Origin of the sequence: Alloalcanivorax dieselolei B5, assembly GCF_000300005.1 — a bacterium.
GTDB lineage: Bacteria > Pseudomonadota > Gammaproteobacteria > Pseudomonadales > Alcanivoracaceae > Alloalcanivorax > Alloalcanivorax dieselolei.
Genome location: NC_018691.1, coordinates 787,762 through 805,582 on the forward strand (window position 1 = coordinate 787,762; position 17,821 = coordinate 805,582).

Consider the following 17,821-nt stretch of genomic DNA (forward strand, 5'->3'; position numbering starts at 1 on the left):
ATGTCGATACGTATTCCTCCCGTTGCCGCTCGGGGGCTGGCTTTGGGCCTGCCCGCGCTGCCCACCGTGGTGGCCGTGGCCACGACCGTGCTGTTGTTCTCCGTGTTTCTCTGGGCCCGGGAAATACCGGTTCTGGAAGCCGGCGCGCTGATTTATCAGGGGGCCTTCGGTTCGGCCTTTTCCTGGGAAAACACCCTTCTGCGCGCGGCGCCGCTGATGTTGACGGCGCTATGCGTGGCGCTGCCGGCGCGGGCCGGCCTGATCATCATCGGCGGCGAAGGCGCGCTGGTGCTGGGCGGGTTGGCGGCGGCGGTGACGCCGCTGTGGCTGCCGGCATTGCCGGCCTCGCTGATGTGGGTGGCGATGGCCGCCGCCGCCATGGCCGTGGGCGGCTTCTGGATCGGTCTCAGTGGCTGGATGCGCCAGCGGCGCGGTGTCAACGAGACCATCGGCAGCCTGCTGCTTTCCTATATCGCCCTGGCGGTGTTCCGACATCTGGTGGAAGGCCCGCTGCGGGATCCCGCCAGTCTCAACAAGCCGTCCACGGCACCGTTGCCGGACGCCTACAGCGTGGGCGTGATCAGCGATACGTTCTATGTGCACTGGGGGCTGGTGGCCGGCGTGGTGGTTTGCGTGCTGGCCCATGTGCTGGTCCGTCACAGTGTTTCCGGTTTCGCCTTTTCCATTGTCGGCGGCAATGTGCGTGCCGCCCGTATGCTTGGGTTGCCGGTAAACCGTCTGGTGCTGGTGACCTGCGCGCTGGGCGGAGCCGCCGCCGGCCTTGCCGGCATGTTCGAAGTGGCGGCGGTTCAGGGCAGCGCCAACGCGGCTTTGATCGCGGGTTATGGCACCAGTGGCATTCTGGTGGCCTTCGCCGCCCGCCATAACCCGTTGGCGATCATCGTCTGTGCGATTCTGCTCGGCGGGGTCGAAGCCAGCGGCAGTCTGCTGCAACGGCGGCTGGGGCTGCCCGACGCCACCACTTTGATTCTCGAAGGCGTGCTGTTCGTCAATCTGTTGGCCTGGGAAGCGTTGAACGGCCGCGTTCTGCATTGGCGTATTCACTGGCGGGAGCGGGGCCGGGCGCCGGCCGGAGGGGTGGTGCAACATGGCTGAAATCGACTATTCAGTATTGCTGCTGGCTTTGCTGGCCGGCGCCATACGGGTGGGAACACCGTTCCTGTTCGTCAGTCTTGGCGAATGTCTGACCGAGAAAGGCGGGCGCATCAATCTGGGTCTGGAAGGCATTCTCGTGGTCGGCGCCATGAGCGGCTACGCTGTGGCCTATCTCACCGATTCCGCCTGGCTCGGTGTGCTGGCCGCCGGTTGTGCCGGCTGCGCGCTCGGTGCTTTCCATGGCGTGATCTGCTCACTGCCGCGGGTCAATGACATTGCTTTCGGTATCGCCCTGATCCTGCTGGGTACCGGTCTGGCGTTCTTTTTCGGCAAGGCGTTCATCCAGCCGCAGGCGCCGTCGTTGCCGTCCATCGAGCTGGGGGCCTGGAGCGACGACGCCCGGGTGCGCTCCGCTCTGTCGGTGAATGTTCTGTTCTTTATCGGCGTGGCCCTGACGTTGTTGATGCACTGGGGGTTGCGCGCCACTCGTTGGGGATTGGTGCTGCGGTTGGTGGGAGATCACGCCCAATCCGCCCGGGCCCTGGGATACCGGCCGGCGCTGGTGCGCACCCTGGCCACCGCCAGCGGCGGCTTCCTGGCCGGTGTTGGCGGCGCCTATCTGTCTCTCTATTACCCCGGCAGCTGGAATGAAGGGCTTTCCAGTGGCCAGGGGCTGATGGCCGTGGCGCTGGTGATTTTCGCCCGCTGGCAACCATTGAACTGTTTGTGGGCGGCTTTGTTGTTCGGCGCGTCCGGCGCGGTCGGCCCGGCGTTGCAAGCGGTGGGCATCAGCAGTGGTTATTACCTGTTCGCGGCCATGCCTTACGCCCTCACTCTGCTGGTGATGTACCTGTCCTGCCGACCCAATCAAACCCTCAGCGGTGCGCCCGGTGAGTTGAGTCTCAACCGATAGGAGACGATGACATGAGCAGCGGCCTTGGTGGCTTGAACAAATCCCCCGACGGCGTGGTTGTCGGCCTGGCGCAACTGGAGTTACCGGATCCGCACAGTCGCGACGAAGTGTGGCAACAAACACAGAACGTCATCCGGATGATTGGCAAGGCCCGGCGCAGTATGCCGGAGATGGATCTGATCGTGTTTCCCGAGTACTCGTTGCACGGGTTGTCCATGGATACCTCCGATGAGGTCCTGTGTTCCCTTGATGGTCCGGAAGTCGGCGCGCTGCGGGAGGCGTGCGTGGAAAACCGCATCTGGGGCTGCTTCTCGATCATGGAAACCAATCCCGGGGGCAATCCGTTCAACAGCGGTCTGATCATCGATGATCAGGGCGAGATTCAGTTGTACTACCGCAAATTGCATCCCTGGGTGCCGGTGGAGCCTTGGGAGCCAGGCGACCTGGGAATCCCGGTGTGCGACGGCCCCAAAGGGTGCAAGCTGGCGTTGATCATTTGCCATGACGGCATGTTCCCGGAAATGGCGCGGGAGTGCGCCTACAAAGGCGCGGAAATCATGATCCGCACCGCCGGCTACACCGCGCCCATCCGGCATTCCTGGAAAATCACCAACCAGGCCAATGCGTTCTGCAACCTGATGCAAACCGCCAGCGTCTGCATGTGCGGCTCCGACGGCACTTTCGATTCCATGGGCGAAGCCATGTTCGTCAACTTCGACGGCGTACCACTGGTGGAAGGAAGTGGCCGGGCCGATGAAATCGTCTGCTGCGAGCTGCGTCCTGATCTGGTGCGCGAGGCGCGGCGGCACTGGGGCGTGGAAAACAATATCTATCAGTTCGGCCATCGCGGTTACGTGGCGGTGAAAGGCGGAGCTGGAGACTGCCCCTATACCTACATGCACGACCTGGCCGCCGGCCGTTACCGGCTGCCGTGGGAAGAGCAGGTGATGCACACCGACGGACGCGCTTTCGGGTTCGATGCGCCGGAACGCCTTTACTCGCCCAGCGGCGATCACGTCGACCAGAAGGATTGAATGTCATGCCACCACGTTACCTGGATTCGGAACCCTACCCGTGGCCGTACAACGGCGAACTGACGCCGGAAAATACCGCGCTGATCGTGATCGATATGCAGACCGATTTCTGCGGCGCCGGCGGTTACGTCGACACCATGGGCTACGATCTGTCGCTGACCCGGGCGCCGATTGAACCGATCAAAGCGGTGCTGACGCTGATGCGGGAGCAAGGATTCTGCATCATTCATACTCGCGAAGGGCATCGCCCGGATTTGTCCGACTTGCCCGCCAACAAGCGCTGGCGTTCGCGGCGCATCGGCGCCGGTATCGGCGATCAGGGACCCTGCGGCCGTATTCTGGTCCGTGGCGAACCGGGGTGGGAGATCATTCCGGAGCTGGCGCCACTGGACGGTGAAGTGATCATCGACAAACCCGGTAAGGGTTCGTTCTGCGCCACCGATCTTGAATTGATTCTGCGTACCCGTGGTATCGAAAACCTCATCCTGACCGGTATCACCACCGACGTGTGCGTGCACACCACCATGCGGGAAGCCAATGACCGGGGTTTCGAGTGTCTGCTGCTGGAGGACTGCTGCGGTGCCACCGACACCGGCAATCACACCGCCGCGATCAACATGGTGAAGATGCAGGGAGGCGTGTTCGGCGCGGTGTCGGATTCCGAAGCCCTGTTGCGAACCCTGGACGGAGTCTGATCATGCGGGCACTGAGCCTGGAAACTCTGAGCGCGGGGAAATCCTACGGACATTTTCGCGCGCTCGATGGGGTATCCCTGAAGGTGCGGGCCGGTACCGTGCATGCGCTGCTGGGGGAGAACGGTGCCGGTAAAAGCACGCTGGTGAAAGGTCTGGTGGGTTACGATCCGCTGGATAGCGGGTCGATTCTGGTGAGCGATCGTGAGCGGCAGATCCGGGCGCCGCGCGAGGCGCATGCGCTCGGCATCGGTATGGTCTACCAGCACTTCACGGTAGCGCCGGGCCTTAGCGTGGCGGAGAACCTGGTGTTGTCCCGCGACGATCCGCCATTGCGAATCCGGTGGAAAGCGGAACGCGACCGGCTGCGGGCGTTCATGGACGATATGCCGTTCCAGCTGGACCCGGACCGTCCGGTGAGCGGGCTCGCCGCCGGCGAAAAACAGAAGTTGGAAATTCTCAAACAGCTTTATTTGCAGCGCCGTCTCATCATCCTCGATGAACCGACCTCGGTGCTGACGCCGCAGGAGGCGGATGAAGTGCTCGGGCTGATGCGGGACCTCGCTCACGCCGGGGAAGTATCGGTTCTGATGATCACGCACAAATTCCGGGAAGTCACCGCGTTTGCCGATGACGTGACCGTGCTGCGCAAGGGCGCCATGGTGGGCAGCTGCGCGGTGGCGGACACCACGGTGGAGGCGCTGTCCGGCTGGATGATGGGGCGGGCGCCAACCCATAACACCACGGTGGAGCGGCCGCCGGTGAACGAGAAGACGGAACCGTGCCTGCGGGTCACGGACATGGTGGCGCATAACGATAAGGGCGTTGAGGCGGTGCACCGGGTGTCCCTGTCGGTGCGCCCCGGGGAAATCGTCGGCATCGCCGGTATTTCCGGTAATGGTCAGAAAGAGCTTACCGAAGTGCTGCTCGGTCAGCGGCAGGCGGAGAGCGGGGCGGTTTGGATCAACGGCCGCCCCTACCATGGCCGCCGTGAAGAAATGCTGCGGGAGAAAGTGCACAGCCTGCCGGAGGAACCTTTGCGTAATGCTTGTATCGGCACCATGAGCGTGGCGGAGAACCTGGCGTTGCGGCAGTTTGATCAACCCGCGCTGTGCCGTTGGGGCTGGTGGATGAACCGGGCCGCCATCGACAAACAGGCCGGTGAACGTATCGAACGCTTCCAGGTCAGCCCGGCGGACCCGGCGCGTCCGATCCAGACTCTTTCCGGCGGTAACGTGCAACGGGTGGTACTGGCGCGGGAACTGACCGAGGAGGTGGCGGTGCTGATCGTATCCAACCCGGTGTTCGGCCTCGATTTCGCCTCGGTGGCGATGATCCACCAGCGTCTGCTGGAAGCGCGCAATCGTGGCGCCGGAGTGTTGCTGCTGAGTGAAGACCTGGATGAGCTGCTGGAGCTGGCGGACCAGATCCTGGTGATCCATGACGGCCACATCAGCTACCAGACCCGCGCCGCCGACGCCAACCGGGTTGAACTGGGACGTCACATGGCCGGCGTGGAGGCGGAGGCATGTTGAGCGTCACCGCGAAGCCGGATGCTTTTCCCCTCGACCCCGGTCACTGCGCCTTGGTGGTGATCGATATGCAGCGGGATTTCATCGAACCCGGCGGGTTCGGCGCGGCGCTCGGCAATGACGTGTCCCGGCTGGCGCCGGTGGTGCCGAGAGTGGCGGCGCTGCTGGCGCTGGCCCGGGAACAGCGGCTGACGGTGATCCACACCCGGGAATCGCATCTGCCGGATCTGTCCGACTGCCCGCCGTTGAAACGGAACAAGCTGCCAGCAGGGCGCCGCATTGGCGATGACGGGCCAATGGGACGGATCCTGGTGCGCGGCGAGCCCGGCAACCGGATCCTCGATGCGGTGGCGCCCGAGCCCGGTGAATGGCAGGTGGATAAACCGGGGAAAGGCATGTTCCATGCCACCGGGCTGGATCAGCGCCTGCGTGACGCGGGTATCACTCAGTTGATTTTCGCCGGCGTCACCACCGAAGTCTGTGTACAAACCAGCATGCGCGAGGCCTGCGATCGGGGCTATGACTGCCTGGTGATCGAGGATGCCACGGAAAGTTACTTCCCCGAATTCAAAGCCGCCACTCTGGCGATGATCGTGGCCCAGGGCGGCATCGTCGGACGGTGCGCCTCACTGGACGCATTGCGCCGGGCTTTCCAACAAGGAGTGAGTGCATGACCGGTCAGGACATCAATATTCCCTCGGTGGTGGCCGAGGTGCGCGCCGCCTTCGAGGCGTATGAAGCGGCGCTGTTGGCCAACCGGCTGGCGGCGCTGGATCGGGCCTTCTGGGACGCGGAGGCAACGGTGCGCTACGGCGTCGCCGAGAATTTATACGGTGCCGATACCATCGCCCGCTATCGGCGTCAGTGCGAGCCGGTGCCCGCCAGTCGCCGGCTGCTGAATACCGTGATCACCACTTATGGTGCTGATGCCGCCACGGTCAGCACTCAATTTCGCAACGGTGACAGTCAGCAATTGGGGCGCCAGATGCAGACCTGGATTCGTTTCGAGGACGGCTGGAAGGTGGTGGCGGCCCATGTCAGCGTGGATTTGGCGACTCTGGAATAGGGGGCGGCGCGCTTACAGCGTGGTCTTGGGGACATGAATTCGCACTGTATTCGCGAGCAAGCTCGCTTCCCACAGGGGGCTACGATGTCGCTGTGGGAAGCGAGCTTGCTCGCGAATGTGGCGTGCTAGCGTGCCAGCGGTCGATCAACCGCGATTTCCCCGGGGGTGGCACTTACCGTCACCGCTGGGGAAACCGCGAGTGTTCACCGGCGTCAAACTGCACCCTACAGGAAGGATTTGGCGTCGGAGGTGCGGCGCATGGCGCCGTCGGCGGCGTTCGCCAGCTCCCGCCCCTTGGTGACGAAGTGCCGGGAAAAATAATCATGGTGCTCGGTATGTTCATGGAAATGATGCGGCGTGAGCACCGCGGTGAGAACCGGCACTTCGGTTTCCAGCTGCACCTGCATCAGGCCGTTGATGACCGCGGTGGCGACGAAGTCATGGCGATAAATACCGCCATCCACCACCAGGCCGCTGCAGGCGATCGCCGCGTAGCGTCCGGATTTGGCCAGCAGTTTGGCTTGCAGGGGGATTTCGTAGGCGCCGGGTACCGCGATCACGTCGATCTGGTCGTCGCCGTAGCCGAGGCGACCCAGCTCTTCGCGAAAGCCGGTCAGACACTGGAGCACGATGTCCTGGTGCCAACTGGCATGGATAAAGGCCAGGCGCTGTTGTTCGGGATGGTAAGGCTGGGTGGAACTCTGGGTCTGATTCATGCCGTTTTCCTGAGTGGCGTTGAGATGAATCAGGGCGAACGTGGGCCGGTGCCGGCGTGAAGGCGACGCATGGGCGTGCCGCCACGGAGGCAGGGGAAACCGTCCCGTTCTCTCTTATCCGGACTATCACCGTCGGCTCTGGAATCACACCAGATCTGCTGACCCCGTGACCATGAGGCAGACCGGACCGCCGATGGAGACAATGGCGATGGCCTGTGGCCGCGGGCGCTCGCGGGCTTGGGAGAGGCTCCCTTACCGCCGGTGGGGACTTTCACCCCGCCCCGAGAACGATCCGGCGACAGGGCCGCCGGGCAAGGCAATATAGAAAGTCTGTTGCCCTGAGTCAAAAGCGGATTTGCAACCAAATCGCCAGGCCGTTGTCGATAACCGGGATGCCCGCTGACCGTGCGGCCCTGAACCCCGGTGCTTCCGGTGCTTGGGCCTGACCTCGGGATCGGGTATGGTGGCGCCCTTGTTTTCGCGCCCCGGCCGGGCCACGGCCGCTTGGTTCTGAACCCTTGTTCATGAATACAGAAACAGACCGACCGGCACGGCCGGTCCCAGATCACGGTTGTCATGACGGAATCCACCGCCACAACACGGACCTCAAGACCGCCCCTGCTGCGCGCCATGGTGCCCGCTCTGGCGGCCGCCATTGCGTTGGCGTCCTGGTGGTGGGCGCCTTCCGGCGACGCCGCCTTGATGACCGACCGCGCTCTGCTGGGGTTGATCGAGGACTCCGACCTTTATGCCGTCGATGTGGACCCGGCCCCCACGGTATGGGAGCACTACACCATCGCCCAGGGGGACTCCCTGGCCAATCTCTGGACCAACCAGTGGCAATTGCCGGAAGCTGCCCTCTACACCTTGCTCAATGATCCCAGGAGCGCGGACATTCTGCGGCAGGTCAGTCCCGGTCAGCATCTGGAATGGCGCGCCGATGGTGAAGGCCGCCTGCTGGCATTGAGATTGTGGACGGACCCTTCCAAAGGGTGGGAATGGAATCTGCGGAGTGGCCAGTTGCACCGAACGGCGCTGACCTACGAGCGGAATCTGCACCAGGTGGCGGTGCGTGGCGAGATCCGTACCTCCCTGTCCGCCGCGCTGGCGGAGATGCCATCCCTGGGCGGCCGTGCCCAGGCCATCGCCGCCGAGATGGGGGAATTGCTGCCTTTGGCCAGCAAGGCCCGCAAGGGCGACCGGTTTTCCCTGTTGGTGGACCTGGAGTATATCGACGACGCTGAAGGGGCCTACGCGGCCCGGTTGGCGGGGTTTGATTACGAGGGGGAGCAGATCTCGGTGCGTGCCGCCCGCTTCGACGATGACCGTTTTTATACGCCGGAAGGCAAGAGTCTGCTGCCGGGCTTCCGCCGGACCCCCTTCAACAGTGAGTACCGCATCAGTTCACCGTTCAATCTGCATCGCCATCACCCCATCACCGGGCGCGTGACGCCCCATTTGGGAACGGATTTCGCCATGCCGGTGGGTACCAGGGTGCTGGCGCCGGCCAAGGGCGTGGTGCGCACGGTGTCCTACCATCCGTTGGCGGGGCGCTTCGTGGTGATCGATCACGGCCAGGGCTATCAGACTCGCTACCTGCACTTGCAAAAGGCGCAAGTGCGGCCCGGGCAGGAAGTAAAGCCGGGCGATGTCATCGCGCTGAGCGGCAATACCGGCCGCAGCACCGGCTCCCACCTGCACTACGAGCTGCGTCTCAACGGCCGCCCGCTGAACCCGATGACCGCTTCATTGCCGTCCCGCGAACGGCTGCAAGCGGATGAATTGCGCCGCTTCCAGAACCAGTACGCGGCCTATTTCGACCTGCACGAGCAGGAGAATGCCACCGCCGTGGCGGGTAACGGCAACCGCCGCGATAACGCCGGCTGAGGCTGACCGTGTGTTACGGAGGCCCTGCCACTGGCTTCTGGAAATGAAAATCGTTATTGTTTGCCGATCTGTCATGCATACGGATCGGGATGTCGCCTCCGTCGAACCAATCCATTGAAACGGTCTACCGGGACCACCACAGGTGGCTGCAAGCTTGGCTTCGCGGCCGGCTCGGCTGTTCCTCCCAGGCCGCTGATATAGCCCAGGACACCTTTGTCCGCCTGCTGACCCGGCAACGTGACGGCCACGACCGGGATGTGCGCGAGCCACGGGCTTATTTGCGCGTTATCGCCGGTGGTCTGGTGACGGATTACTTCCGTCGACGCTCTCTGGAGAACGCCTACCTGGAAACACTTGCCGCTTTGCCGGAGCCATCGGTCATCTCGCCGGAAGAACGGGAGATCCTTCTCGAAACCCTGCATCGAATCGATGCCATGCTGGATCGCATGCCCGCCGGGGTCCGTCAGGCTTTCATTCTTTCTCAACTGGAGGGCCTTGGCTATCGCCGGATCGCCGAACGCATGGGGCTGTCGGAACGCACCATCAAACGCTATATGCGTCAGGCGTTTGGCCAATGTCTGGCGCTGATGCTGTGAATACCGTGGATTCCGCCTCTCGTCGCCAGGTCATCGAGGAAGCCGCGGATTGGCTGGTGAGGCTGGATAAGGGTGAACTCAGTGCCGGGGAAAGAGAGCGTCTGGAAGCCTGGTGCGCGCGGAGCCCTCTGCATCGACAGGCGTGGCAGGCGGCGATGGAACTGAAGGGGTTGGTGGCGGCGGTTCCCGATGGCGTCGGCACCCCCGTGCTCGGTCGTGAGCGGGTTGATCGTCGCACTGTGTTCAAGTCGCTGATGGCGGTGATGGTGGCCGGCGGGGGCGGTTGGGCGGCCTGGCGGCGGTTACCCTGGTCGGTCTGGACGGCGGAGTATCGGACCGCGGCGGGGGAGCAGCGTGATATAGCGCTGCCCGACGGCGGCAGGATGTATCTGAACACCGACAGCGCCGTGGATGTGGTGTTTGATGAGCGGCAGCGGCGATTGTTGCTGCGCCGTGGCGAAGTGCTGATTGAGACGGCGCCGGATACGACGATGCCGGGGCGTCCCTTTCTGGTGGAGACCTCGCAAGGGGAGGTCCAGGCCCTGGGGACACGATTCACGGTGCGTGAGCTGGACATGGCACCGGCTGGCGCCACGCGGGTCAGGGTGCTGGAACAGGCGGTGGCGATCACCCCCTCGGGGGGCGGGTCACCGATGCAACTGGCGGCTGGTGAGGAGGTGACCTTCACGCGCGGGCACTGGTTTCCGGTCTCCTCGGCCGCCACCGCCGATCCGGCCTGGCGCAAAGGGCGGATCCTGGCGCAGGGGCAGCGGTTGGGGGATTTCATTCGGGAATTGGCACGCTATCGTCCCGGCGTGCTGCGTTGTGATCCGGCTGTGGCGGACCTGCGATTGTCCGGCGTATTCCAGCTTGGTGATACCGATCAGGTGCTGGATCTGATCGGCGAAACTCTGCCGGTGACGGTGTCCAGCATCACGCCGTATTGGGTCATGATCGGCCCCGTACACTGAATCGCCATCGCCGGGATGGAGCACAAAGCAATAATGATGGTTTCCCGTGTCCCTTTTCGGGCTGTTGTTCGGCTCAGTCCATGAAAACAGCCTTTCCGGGCTGCTTCATCGACCAATACCGGGGAACGACATGTTCAGTAATACAAGTATGTTGCGCCGTGGGGCGCCACGCGGATTCGTATGGGCCGCTCTGATCAGTTGCGGCGCCGCTCTTTGGGCACTCACTCCCATCGCCTTTGCCGATCCGGACGGCACCGGCCGGACCCAATCCATCCGTACCTATCATCTTCCCGCTGGCCCTCTTGGCAGTGCCCTGAGCCGTTTTGCCAGCGAGAGCGGGATCAGCCTTTCCTACAGCCCGGACCTTGTGGAAGGGCGAAGCGCCCCGGCTTTACGCGGGGCTTATCCGGTGATGGAAGGGCTGCGGATTTTACTGGCCGGGTCCGACCTGATCGTGGTTGAAGGGCGTAGCGGGGGCTATCGCCTGCAGAAGCATGCTGGCCCGGGGCAGGGGGCTGTTCAACTCGATGCCATCAATGTGAAGGGGGAGGCGCCTCAAGGGCGGATGTTGGCGCCGGAATACGCCGGTGGTCAGGTCGCTGCAGGAGGACGTCTCGGGGTTCTGGGAAACCGGGACGTCCTGGACACGCCGTTCAATCAGACCAGCTATACCGCGGAGCTGATCGAGAACCTGCAGGCCCGCACCATTGCCGATGTGATCGCGAATGACTCGTCGGTGCAGGCTTCCTGGCCGGCTTCGGGGTACAGCAGCCCGCTGATGATTCGGGGTTTCGCGGCCAGTAATCAGGATGTGGCGTTTGATGGTTTGTACGGCGTGGCACCCACTTTTACCGTTGATGTGGACATGGCCGAGCGGGTGGAAATTCTCAAGGGCCCCAGTGCACTGCTCAGTGGTATGCAACCCACCGGTAGTGTTGGTGGCAGCATCAATCTGGTGCCCAAGCGGGCCGGAGACTTGCCGCTGACCCGGCTGTCGGCGACCTTCGTCGAGGATTCGCAATTCGGTGGCAAAGTGGATCTGGGGCGCCGTATGGGGGAGAACAAGGCTTTCGGTGTCCGCTTCAACGGCAGTTGGCAGGAGGGTGACGCCAATGTTGATGATCAGTCCCGGCGGGAGGGCTCCGCGGTCCTTGGAATGGATTATCGCGCGGACAGCTGGCGCGCTTCACTCGACCTGGGATATCAGGAGCAATACGTGGACGCGCCGGCCCTGATCACCTTCCTGAGCGCGGGCCTGCCAGTACCGGATGAGCCGGACAATGATTCCAACTGGTTTTTTCCCTGGAGCTGGGTGGATATTGACGACACCTTCGGGGCGCTGCGTGGCGAACTGGATGTAAACGACCACTGGACCGTTTATGCCGCGGCGGGCGTCAAGGAAACACATTGGTCACGACTCAGTTATTTCGGACGCGTCGTCGACGCCGACGGTAACCTCAATGGCACGCCGGGAGCGTTGCAGTACCGGTATCTAACCGACAGTCAGGAAATTGGTTCGCGCAACTATTTCGACACTGGTGCGATTGGGCACCAACTGACATTGAGTACCACCCGGTTTCGCCAGCGCACCGACAGTGCTTCCGTGAGTATTGGGCCGGCCCTGGACTCCAACCTGTACGATCCCGCCGATGTTCCCGCGCCGGCGGTACCGGACCTGGATCCGTCCCGTACCGGTGACAACCTGCTCAGCAGTGTGGCGATCACCGACACCCTGTCGATGGTGGACGACCGGCTGCAACTGACATTGGGCGTGCGGCGCCAGAGTATCAAAACCAGTAATTTCAATGCCACGGGGGCGCGAACCAGCCGTTATGACGACAGCGCCCTGACGCCTAGCGGAGCAGTGGTGTTCAAACTGGCCGAGAGTCTTTCGGTGTACGCCAATTACATCGAGGGGTTGCAGCAAGGCACGGTGGTGGGGAACAGCTACACCAACCAAGGGGAAACACTGGAGCCCTATAAGTCCAAACAGTATGAGCTGGGCGTGAAGAAAGACTGGGGACGCCTGATGACCACCCTCAGCGCGTTCCAGATCACTCAGCCTTCCGGGGTGGGCGTGCCGGATGGTCGCTTTGAGATCGATGGCGAACAGCGCAACCGTGGATTGGAATTCAATCTGTTCGGGGAGATCCGTCCGGGGCTGAGGCTGCTTGGCGGCTTTACCGTGCTGGATGCCACTTTGACGGAAACCGGCGATGGCGCCAACGAGGGCAACGACGCGCCCGGTGTGCCGGAGTTTCAAGCCAACGTCAGTGGCGAATGGGATCCGGGTTTCCTGAATGGGCTGACCTTGCAGTCCCGCTTGATCCATACCTCCGAGCAGCCGGTGGACAACGCCAATACTCAGGAACTGGACAGCTGGAACCGCGTGGACCTGGGGGCGCGCTACGTGATCCGGAGGGTCGAACATCCGATTACGTTGCGTCTCAACGTGGAAAACCTGCTGGACAAGGATTACTGGTCTTCATCCGCCTACTATCCTGGATATCTCACCATGGGGGCGCCGAGGACGGTGCTTTTCTCCGTCAGCATCGATTTGTAGGGGCAGGGACGCCGGCCATAAAATGGCCGGCGCCTTCGTGAGCGTGACCGATGCTCCTTACTCGTTCAGCGCGCTTCGAGAAAGTTCGTCACTGCATTGTTGAGCGGCGCCGCGCACTCCTCCGGTAGCCAGTGGCCGCACCCCGGCAGCACCTGGCCCGTCACGTCAGTTGCGAAGCGCTTCATCATGTCAATCTGGTACTTGCCCATGCCGCCGTGTCCGCCGCCACCTATGGCCAACGCGGGAATCGTGATCTTGGTCTTGGACAATTCCTTGTTGTCCAGCACACCCTGGTTGAGCACGCGGTAATACTCGAATGCGGCGTTGAGGGTGTGCGGCTTGGCATAGGACTGAGCGTAAAGGTCGAGCAGTTCGGGCGTGAAGACGTCCTTGTTGGTCGCGTGCTCCTTGATGAAGTGTTCGAAGAAAACACGCTCCTTGCCGGTGATCAGGGTCTCGGCCAGCCTTTGGTTGGCGGCGAAGAAGCTGAAATGCCACACCAGCGATTCACCCTCCGGCGTGAAGGCCGGGAACGAATAGATGCTGTCATCCGGAATTGGAGCCTCCATGTAGACCACGCGCCGGATGTTGTCCTGGTGCTGGACCAGCATCGGGTAGGTGTTCCAGATACCGATGTCGTGTGCCACCAGATCGAACTTCTTGCCACCGCTGAATTGGAGGGCGAGCTTGTACAACAGCGGTGCGACATCCGTGGCGCGATAGGAGGTGGGCACGGCAGACTGACCCAGCCCGGGCAGGTCCGGCGCGACCACGGTGAACTGCTTGGCCAGTTCAGGCATCAACTGGTGCCACTCGTACCAGCCCTGACCAAAGCCGTGCACCAGGTAGACCAGCGGCCCGGAACCACCCTTGACGTAGTGAAGCTTGACGCCGTCGATGGTCTGGTAGCCGCTGCTGAAGCCCTCGGGCACCGGGAATTCGTCGGCGGCGAATGCGGGGGCGCCCAGCGCCAGCGCGGCCCCCAGAACAAGCGTGATAAAGAGACGTTTGAACATGTTAGTGAGCTCCTTTGTGGGTGGAGGGTGAAAGGAAGAAGGTTCTGAAGCTCGATCAATGGGGCCCGGCTCAGTGCCTGACGCCGTGTGCTCGCGACCCCGGGCGGAAGCCGTGTGTCCTGGCTGACCAGGCGATGACGAAGCCAATGGCCAACAACAGGGACTGTGCCCAGGGGAAGGTGTGAGCACCCCAGCGCTCCAGCAGCACGCCGCCCAGCACGCCGCCGCCGGCGATCACGCTGTTCCACGCCACCACGTTCATCGACAGCGCCACATCGGCGCCGTCGCCAGCGGTGTCCGCCAGGGCGGTCTGCAGCAGGGTCGCCGCGCCGCCGAAGGTCAGGCCCCACACCGCCACGCCGACGTAGACGGCACTCGGCACATTGGCCAGCCAAACGAATGACAGCGAAACGATGAAGAACGTTGCCAGACACGCGAGCACGCTGCTGCGCAGGTGGCGCTCCACCAGCCGGCCGGTGATCCATATCCCGATCAGTGCCGCGAGGCCGAAGACCAGCAGCACCACATCGACCCGGTCCAGCAGTCCGGCCTGCGCCACGAACGGCGCGACATAGGTATAGAGAATGTTGTGCGCCAGCATCCAGGCCATGACTGTGGCCAGAACCGGACGAACCCCAGGGGTGGTGAGCACCTTGCGCAAGGCCATGCGCTCATGACTCGACTGGCCCGGGTAATCGGGCACCTTGGCCAGCACCCAGACGATCAGGACCAGGGTCAGCGCGGACATCACGCCGAACGCGCTGCGCCAGCCCACCACTCCCCCCAGCCAGGTGCCCAACGGCACACCCAGAGATAGTGCGACGGGCGTGCCGACCATCGCGATCGCCATCGCCCGGCCCTGCTGATGCGGCTGCACCATGAGCCGTGCATAGCTGGCCAACAGGCTCCAGGCCAAGCCGGCCGCCACGCCGGCGAAGAAGCGCGCCACCAGCGTGAGCCAGTAGTCCGAGGACAGTGCGGTGATGGAGTTGAACACCAGGAATCCCACGATGGTGAGCAGCAGTACGTTGCGCCGCCGCCAGCCGCGGGTGGCGATCGTCAGCGGAATGGCCGCCAGCACCGAGCCAAGCGCGTAGGCCGTCACGGTCTGCCCGGCAAGCGATGCGGTCACACCGAGCCCTTCGGAAATCTGCGGCAGCAAGCCCGCGGGCAAGGTTTCAGTGACAATGCAGATGAAGCCTGTCATGGCCAATGCCAGCAAGGCAGCGATGGGCAGCCGTTCGGCTGGCGCGTCAGCGGTCAAAGCAGTGGGAGAAGTCACGCGGTTTCCTTTAATAAGAGTGCCCGGTGGATAATAGATATATATCGATCGGTATAAATGTAGTCCAGCCGTAGGCGCTTGTCTACGACTTATGTATCGACTAGTATTTATGTTGCAATAAGGAGCATGTCATGGCACAAATGGGTAGGCCCCGAACCTTCGATCGAGACGCCGCCATCGAGCAGGCGTTGCACCTGTTCTGGGAACAGGGCTACGAATGCACGTCCCTGAATCAGTTAAAGGCTGCCATCGGTAGCGGCATCTCTGCACCCAGTTTCTATGCCGCTTTCGGCTCCAAGGAAGCGCTCTTCCAGGAATGCATATCGCGTTATTTGGCCACTTACGCTCAGGTCACCGAATGCCTCTGGGATACAAGCCTGGCTCCGAGGGAGGCATTGGAGCAGGCTCTCAGGCGTTCGGCTCGCATGCAGTGCGAGCGCGGGCATCCCAAAGGCTGCATGGTCGGCCTGGGCGTGATGAGCGCACCTTCCCCCGAACTGTCTGCCGTAACGGCACCACTCACACGCTCGCGCGCGCGGACCCGCGCCGGGATCAAGGCCTGCATCGAAAGAGCCGTTGCTGCAGGTGAACTCCGAAAAGAGGTCGATACGCGTGCGCTGCGCACGGTGTTCGACAGCTTCCTGCTTGGTCTATCCACGCTTGCCAGAGATGGGGTCGGACTTCAGGTCATGGATACCGCTATCTCTCAGGCCATGGAAATTTGGGACCTGTACGCAGTCTAGGGAAGTAACAGATCTTCATCCAAGGGTTAGAGCTACTACGGAACCTCAAGGCGGTGTGGCGCCCCCGATTCCGGTAAAGCGGAACGACGATAGTGGGGCCATCGATTTGACGATGATTCACCTGGGCACAAAAAAACCGGCAGAAGCGCCGGTTTCTCTGGGGTCCCTGGTCATGCGTGAGCATCAGGAACTATGTATCTGGTGCCCGGAGGCGGAATCGAACCACCGACACGGGGATTTTCAATCCCCTGCTCTACCGACTGAGCTATCCGGGCGTCAGGGCGCGTATTAAAGCGACTCCGTTGGGCGTCGTCAAGTGCGGTTATTTATTGGTCATTTTCTTCCGAGGGCGGGGTGTAGCCCTCGGCCTGTTCCACGTTTTCGTTGTTGAGAAAACGATCACGTTGCTCGTCGAGAAAGGCGCGCGCCTTGGGATCCATCACGTTGAGGTGCTTCTCGTTGATCAGCAAGGTTTGATGCTGCAGCCATTCCTGCCAGGCCTTGCGTGACACGTTGTCATAGATGTCCTGGCCCTTGGTGCCAGGAAAGGGAGGGCGGTCCAGGCCTTCCAGACGTTCCTGATATTTGCGGCAGAATACGGTGCGGGTCATGGCATCCTCGGAATGGTTCAGGGTTTTCAGGTTACAGCATGCTCTGTTGGCGCGGTTGACGCAGCCCACCGAGCAATTTTTTTACCGGGGCGGCCAGGCCCAGCTCGCCCGGATCGGTGGGGTCCACCCAGCGTCCACGGTCTTCCCCCAAGCGGGTGCCGGTGCCGTCCACCTGAATCAGCGCCGGCTCCACGTCCAGGTGAAAATGGCTGAAGGTGTGCCGGAACGGCGTCAGGGTTTCCCGATGACGTGCGGTCAGGCCCCATTGTGTCAGCAGGCTTTCCGGTGATTCCTCCAGGTCCTGCTGCGGGAAGCACCAAAGGCCGCCCCAAATGCCGCTGGGCGGGCGCGGTTCCAGCCAGACACTGCCATCGTCGCTTTGCAGGATCAGCATGCGGGACTGGCGAACCGGTTTGGCCTTGGCCGGCTTGCGGCCAGGATACTGCTCTGGATTGCCATCGGCGTGGGCCTGGCAGCGCCGGTGCAGCGGGCACCCGCCGCAGGCAGGGCGGCGCCGGGTGCACAGCGTGGCGCCCAGGTCCATCATCGCCTGGGTATAGTCCGCCAGGCGATGATGCGGCGTATAGTGCTCGGCCAGCTCCCAGAGCCGGTTCTCCACCGCTTTCTGGCCGGGCCAGCCGGCCACGGCGTGCAGGCGGGTCAGTACCCGTTTCACGTTGCCATCCAGGATGGGGGCACGCACCCCTCGGCTTTGCGCCAGGATGGCGCCGGCGGTGGAGCGGCCAATACCGGGCAGGGAAGCCACTTCCTCCACGGTGTCCGGGAATTCGCCATCATGGTCACCGACCAGTTGCCGGGCCGCCTTGTGCAGATTGCGGGCACGGGCGTAGTAGCCAAGCCCGGTCCACAGGTGCAGCACCTGATCCACCTCGGCGGCGGCCAGGCGATGCACGTCCGGGAAAACCTCCATGAAGCGCTGGAAGTAATCGATGACGGTGATCACCTGGGTCTGCTGCAGCATGATTTCCGACACCCACACCCGGTAGGGCGTGCGTGGATGCTGCCAGGGCAGGTCCTTGCGCCCGTGCTGGTCGTACCAGGCCAGCACGGCGTCACTGAAAG

Annotated in this window: 17 protein-coding genes, 1 tRNA gene and 1 riboswitch; of the genes, 12 read left to right on the forward strand and 6 right to left on the reverse strand. The window is 62.9% G+C overall.

Annotated elements, in window-relative coordinates; genetic code table 11:
- From B5T_RS03645 to hpxZ, 7 genes are read left to right on the forward strand one after another with little or no spacing between them, the layout of a single operon-like run.
- Window positions 1-1,116 (forward strand): ABC transporter permease, encoded by a 1,116-nt coding sequence (locus B5T_RS03645; protein ID WP_014993110.1) that lies wholly within the window; start codon window positions 1-3, stop codon window positions 1,114-1,116.
- The gene (locus B5T_RS03650; protein ID WP_014993111.1) at window positions 1,109-2,029 is read left to right on the forward strand and encodes an ABC transporter permease; all 921 of its coding nucleotides are present in this window, start codon (window positions 1,109-1,111) and stop codon (window positions 2,027-2,029) included. Before B5T_RS03645 ends, B5T_RS03650 begins: the two co-directional genes overlap by 8 nt.
- Window positions 2,030-2,040: 11 nt before the next feature.
- Complete coding sequence (locus B5T_RS03655; protein WP_014993112.1) at window positions 2,041-3,063, forward strand: formamidase; 1,023 nt, start codon at window positions 2,041-2,043, stop codon at window positions 3,061-3,063.
- Between the two features lie 5 nt (window positions 3,064-3,068).
- Entirely contained in the window at window positions 3,069-3,758 is a 690-nt protein-coding gene (gene biuH / locus B5T_RS03660) for a biuret amidohydrolase (RefSeq protein ID WP_014993113.1), read from the forward strand.
- Window positions 3,759-3,760: 2 nt separating this feature from the next.
- The gene (locus tag B5T_RS03665) at window positions 3,761-5,290 is read left to right on the forward strand and encodes an ABC transporter ATP-binding protein (RefSeq protein ID WP_014993114.1); all 1,530 of its coding nucleotides are present in this window, start codon (window positions 3,761-3,763) and stop codon (window positions 5,288-5,290) included.
- Window positions 5,284-5,961, forward strand: coding sequence for a cysteine hydrolase family protein (locus B5T_RS03670; protein ID WP_014993115.1), 678 nt, complete (start codon window positions 5,284-5,286; stop codon window positions 5,959-5,961). Before B5T_RS03665 ends, B5T_RS03670 begins: the two co-directional genes overlap by 7 nt.
- Window positions 5,958-6,353: an oxalurate catabolism protein HpxZ gene (hpxZ, locus tag B5T_RS03675; RefSeq protein WP_014993116.1), complete on the forward strand. Its 396-nt coding sequence runs from the start codon at window positions 5,958-5,960 to the stop codon at window positions 6,351-6,353. The genes B5T_RS03670 and hpxZ overlap by 4 nt, the downstream gene beginning before the upstream one ends.
- A 224-nt stretch (window positions 6,354-6,577) precedes the next feature.
- Here the strand turns inward: hpxZ and B5T_RS03680 are convergent, their stop codons facing one another.
- Complete coding sequence (locus tag B5T_RS03680) at window positions 6,578-7,069, reverse strand: 6,7-dimethyl-8-ribityllumazine synthase (protein ID WP_014993117.1); 492 nt, start codon at window positions 7,067-7,069, stop codon at window positions 6,578-6,580.
- A 102-nt stretch (window positions 7,070-7,171) separates the two neighbouring features.
- A riboswitch (FMN riboswitch) is annotated at window positions 7,172-7,362 on the reverse strand.
- Window positions 7,363-7,645: 283 nt separating this feature from the next.
- On the opposite strand from B5T_RS03680, the gene B5T_RS22185 reads away from it, so the two are divergent.
- The 4 genes from B5T_RS22185 (at window position 7,646) to B5T_RS03700 (ending at window position 13,086) form a co-directional block, all read left to right on the forward strand.
- Window positions 7,646-8,956: a peptidoglycan DD-metalloendopeptidase family protein gene (locus B5T_RS22185; protein ID WP_014993118.1), complete on the forward strand. Its 1,311-nt coding sequence runs from the start codon at window positions 7,646-7,648 to the stop codon at window positions 8,954-8,956.
- Between the two features lie 89 nt (window positions 8,957-9,045).
- Window positions 9,046-9,552, forward strand: a complete 507-nt coding sequence (locus B5T_RS03690; RefSeq protein ID WP_014993119.1) for a sigma-70 family RNA polymerase sigma factor — start codon at window positions 9,046-9,048, stop codon at window positions 9,550-9,552.
- Window positions 9,531-10,523 (forward strand): FecR domain-containing protein, encoded by a 993-nt coding sequence (locus B5T_RS03695; protein ID WP_081586820.1) that lies wholly within the window; start codon window positions 9,531-9,533, stop codon window positions 10,521-10,523. Before B5T_RS03690 ends, B5T_RS03695 begins: the two co-directional genes overlap by 22 nt.
- A gap of 130 nt (window positions 10,524-10,653) precedes the next feature.
- Window positions 10,654-13,086, forward strand: coding sequence for a TonB-dependent receptor (locus B5T_RS03700; RefSeq protein WP_051015444.1), 2,433 nt, complete (start codon window positions 10,654-10,656; stop codon window positions 13,084-13,086).
- Between the two features lie 65 nt (window positions 13,087-13,151).
- On the opposite strand, the gene B5T_RS03705 is transcribed toward B5T_RS03700, so the two are convergent.
- Both B5T_RS03705 and B5T_RS03710 read right to left on the reverse strand, forming a co-directional pair.
- Entirely contained in the window at window positions 13,152-14,102 is a 951-nt protein-coding gene (locus B5T_RS03705) for an alpha/beta fold hydrolase (protein WP_014993122.1), read from the reverse strand.
- 70 nt (window positions 14,103-14,172) lie between these two features.
- Window positions 14,173-15,384, reverse strand: coding sequence for an MFS transporter (locus B5T_RS03710; protein WP_014993123.1), 1,212 nt, complete (start codon window positions 15,382-15,384; stop codon window positions 14,173-14,175).
- A 131-nt stretch (window positions 15,385-15,515) separates the two neighbouring features.
- Here B5T_RS03710 and B5T_RS03715 point away from each other — a divergent pair, with 131 nt between their 5' ends.
- The gene (locus B5T_RS03715) at window positions 15,516-16,127 is read left to right on the forward strand and encodes a TetR/AcrR family transcriptional regulator (RefSeq protein ID WP_014993124.1); all 612 of its coding nucleotides are present in this window, start codon (window positions 15,516-15,518) and stop codon (window positions 16,125-16,127) included.
- Window positions 16,128-16,326: 199 nt separating this feature from the next.
- On the opposite strand, the gene B5T_RS03720 is transcribed toward B5T_RS03715, so the two are convergent.
- The 3 genes from B5T_RS03720 to mutY all read right to left on the reverse strand — a co-directional run bounded on the left by B5T_RS03720 (window position 16,327) and on the right by mutY (window position 17,807).
- A tRNA-Phe gene (locus B5T_RS03720) sits at window positions 16,327-16,402 on the reverse strand.
- A gap of 51 nt (window positions 16,403-16,453) precedes the next feature.
- Window positions 16,454-16,738, reverse strand: coding sequence for an oxidative damage protection protein (locus B5T_RS03725; protein ID WP_041716803.1), 285 nt, complete (start codon window positions 16,736-16,738; stop codon window positions 16,454-16,456).
- 31 nt (window positions 16,739-16,769) lie between these two features.
- A complete protein-coding gene (mutY, locus tag B5T_RS03730; RefSeq protein WP_014993126.1) occupies window positions 16,770-17,807 on the reverse strand; it encodes an A/G-specific adenine glycosylase in 1,038 nt (345 codons plus the stop codon).
- Window positions 17,808-17,821 lie beyond the last annotated feature (14 nt).

Excerpts from the sequence above, each read along its gene's own strand:
- B5T_RS03645 (WP_014993110.1), top strand. The coding sequence starts at position 1 with ATGTCGATACGTATTCCTCCCGTTGCCGCTCGGGGGCTGGCTTTGGGC.
- B5T_RS03650 (WP_014993111.1), top strand. The coding sequence starts at position 1,109 with ATGGCTGAAATCGACTATTCAGTATTGCTGCTGGCTTTGCTGGCCGGC.
- B5T_RS03655 (WP_014993112.1), top strand. The coding sequence starts at position 2,041 with ATGAGCAGCGGCCTTGGTGGCTTGAACAAATCCCCCGACGGCGTGGTT.
- biuH (WP_014993113.1), top strand. The coding sequence starts at position 3,069 with ATGCCACCACGTTACCTGGATTCGGAACCCTACCCGTGGCCGTACAAC.
- B5T_RS03665 (WP_014993114.1), top strand. The coding sequence starts at position 3,761 with ATGCGGGCACTGAGCCTGGAAACTCTGAGCGCGGGGAAATCCTACGGA.
- B5T_RS03670 (WP_014993115.1), top strand. The coding sequence starts at position 5,284 with ATGTTGAGCGTCACCGCGAAGCCGGATGCTTTTCCCCTCGACCCCGGT.
- hpxZ (WP_014993116.1), top strand. The coding sequence starts at position 5,958 with ATGACCGGTCAGGACATCAATATTCCCTCGGTGGTGGCCGAGGTGCGC.
- B5T_RS03680 (WP_014993117.1), bottom strand. The coding sequence starts at position 7,069 with ATGAATCAGACCCAGAGTTCCACCCAGCCTTACCATCCCGAACAACAG.
- B5T_RS22185 (WP_014993118.1), top strand. The coding sequence starts at position 7,646 with ATGACGGAATCCACCGCCACAACACGGACCTCAAGACCGCCCCTGCTG.
- B5T_RS03690 (WP_014993119.1), top strand. The coding sequence starts at position 9,046 with ATGTCGCCTCCGTCGAACCAATCCATTGAAACGGTCTACCGGGACCAC.
- B5T_RS03695 (WP_081586820.1), top strand. The coding sequence starts at position 9,531 with ATGTCTGGCGCTGATGCTGTGAATACCGTGGATTCCGCCTCTCGTCGC.
- B5T_RS03700 (WP_051015444.1), top strand. The coding sequence starts at position 10,654 with ATGTTCAGTAATACAAGTATGTTGCGCCGTGGGGCGCCACGCGGATTC.
- B5T_RS03705 (WP_014993122.1), bottom strand. The coding sequence starts at position 14,102 with ATGTTCAAACGTCTCTTTATCACGCTTGTTCTGGGGGCCGCGCTGGCG.
- B5T_RS03715 (WP_014993124.1), top strand. The coding sequence starts at position 15,516 with ATGGCACAAATGGGTAGGCCCCGAACCTTCGATCGAGACGCCGCCATC.
- B5T_RS03725 (WP_041716803.1), bottom strand. The coding sequence starts at position 16,738 with ATGACCCGCACCGTATTCTGCCGCAAATATCAGGAACGTCTGGAAGGC.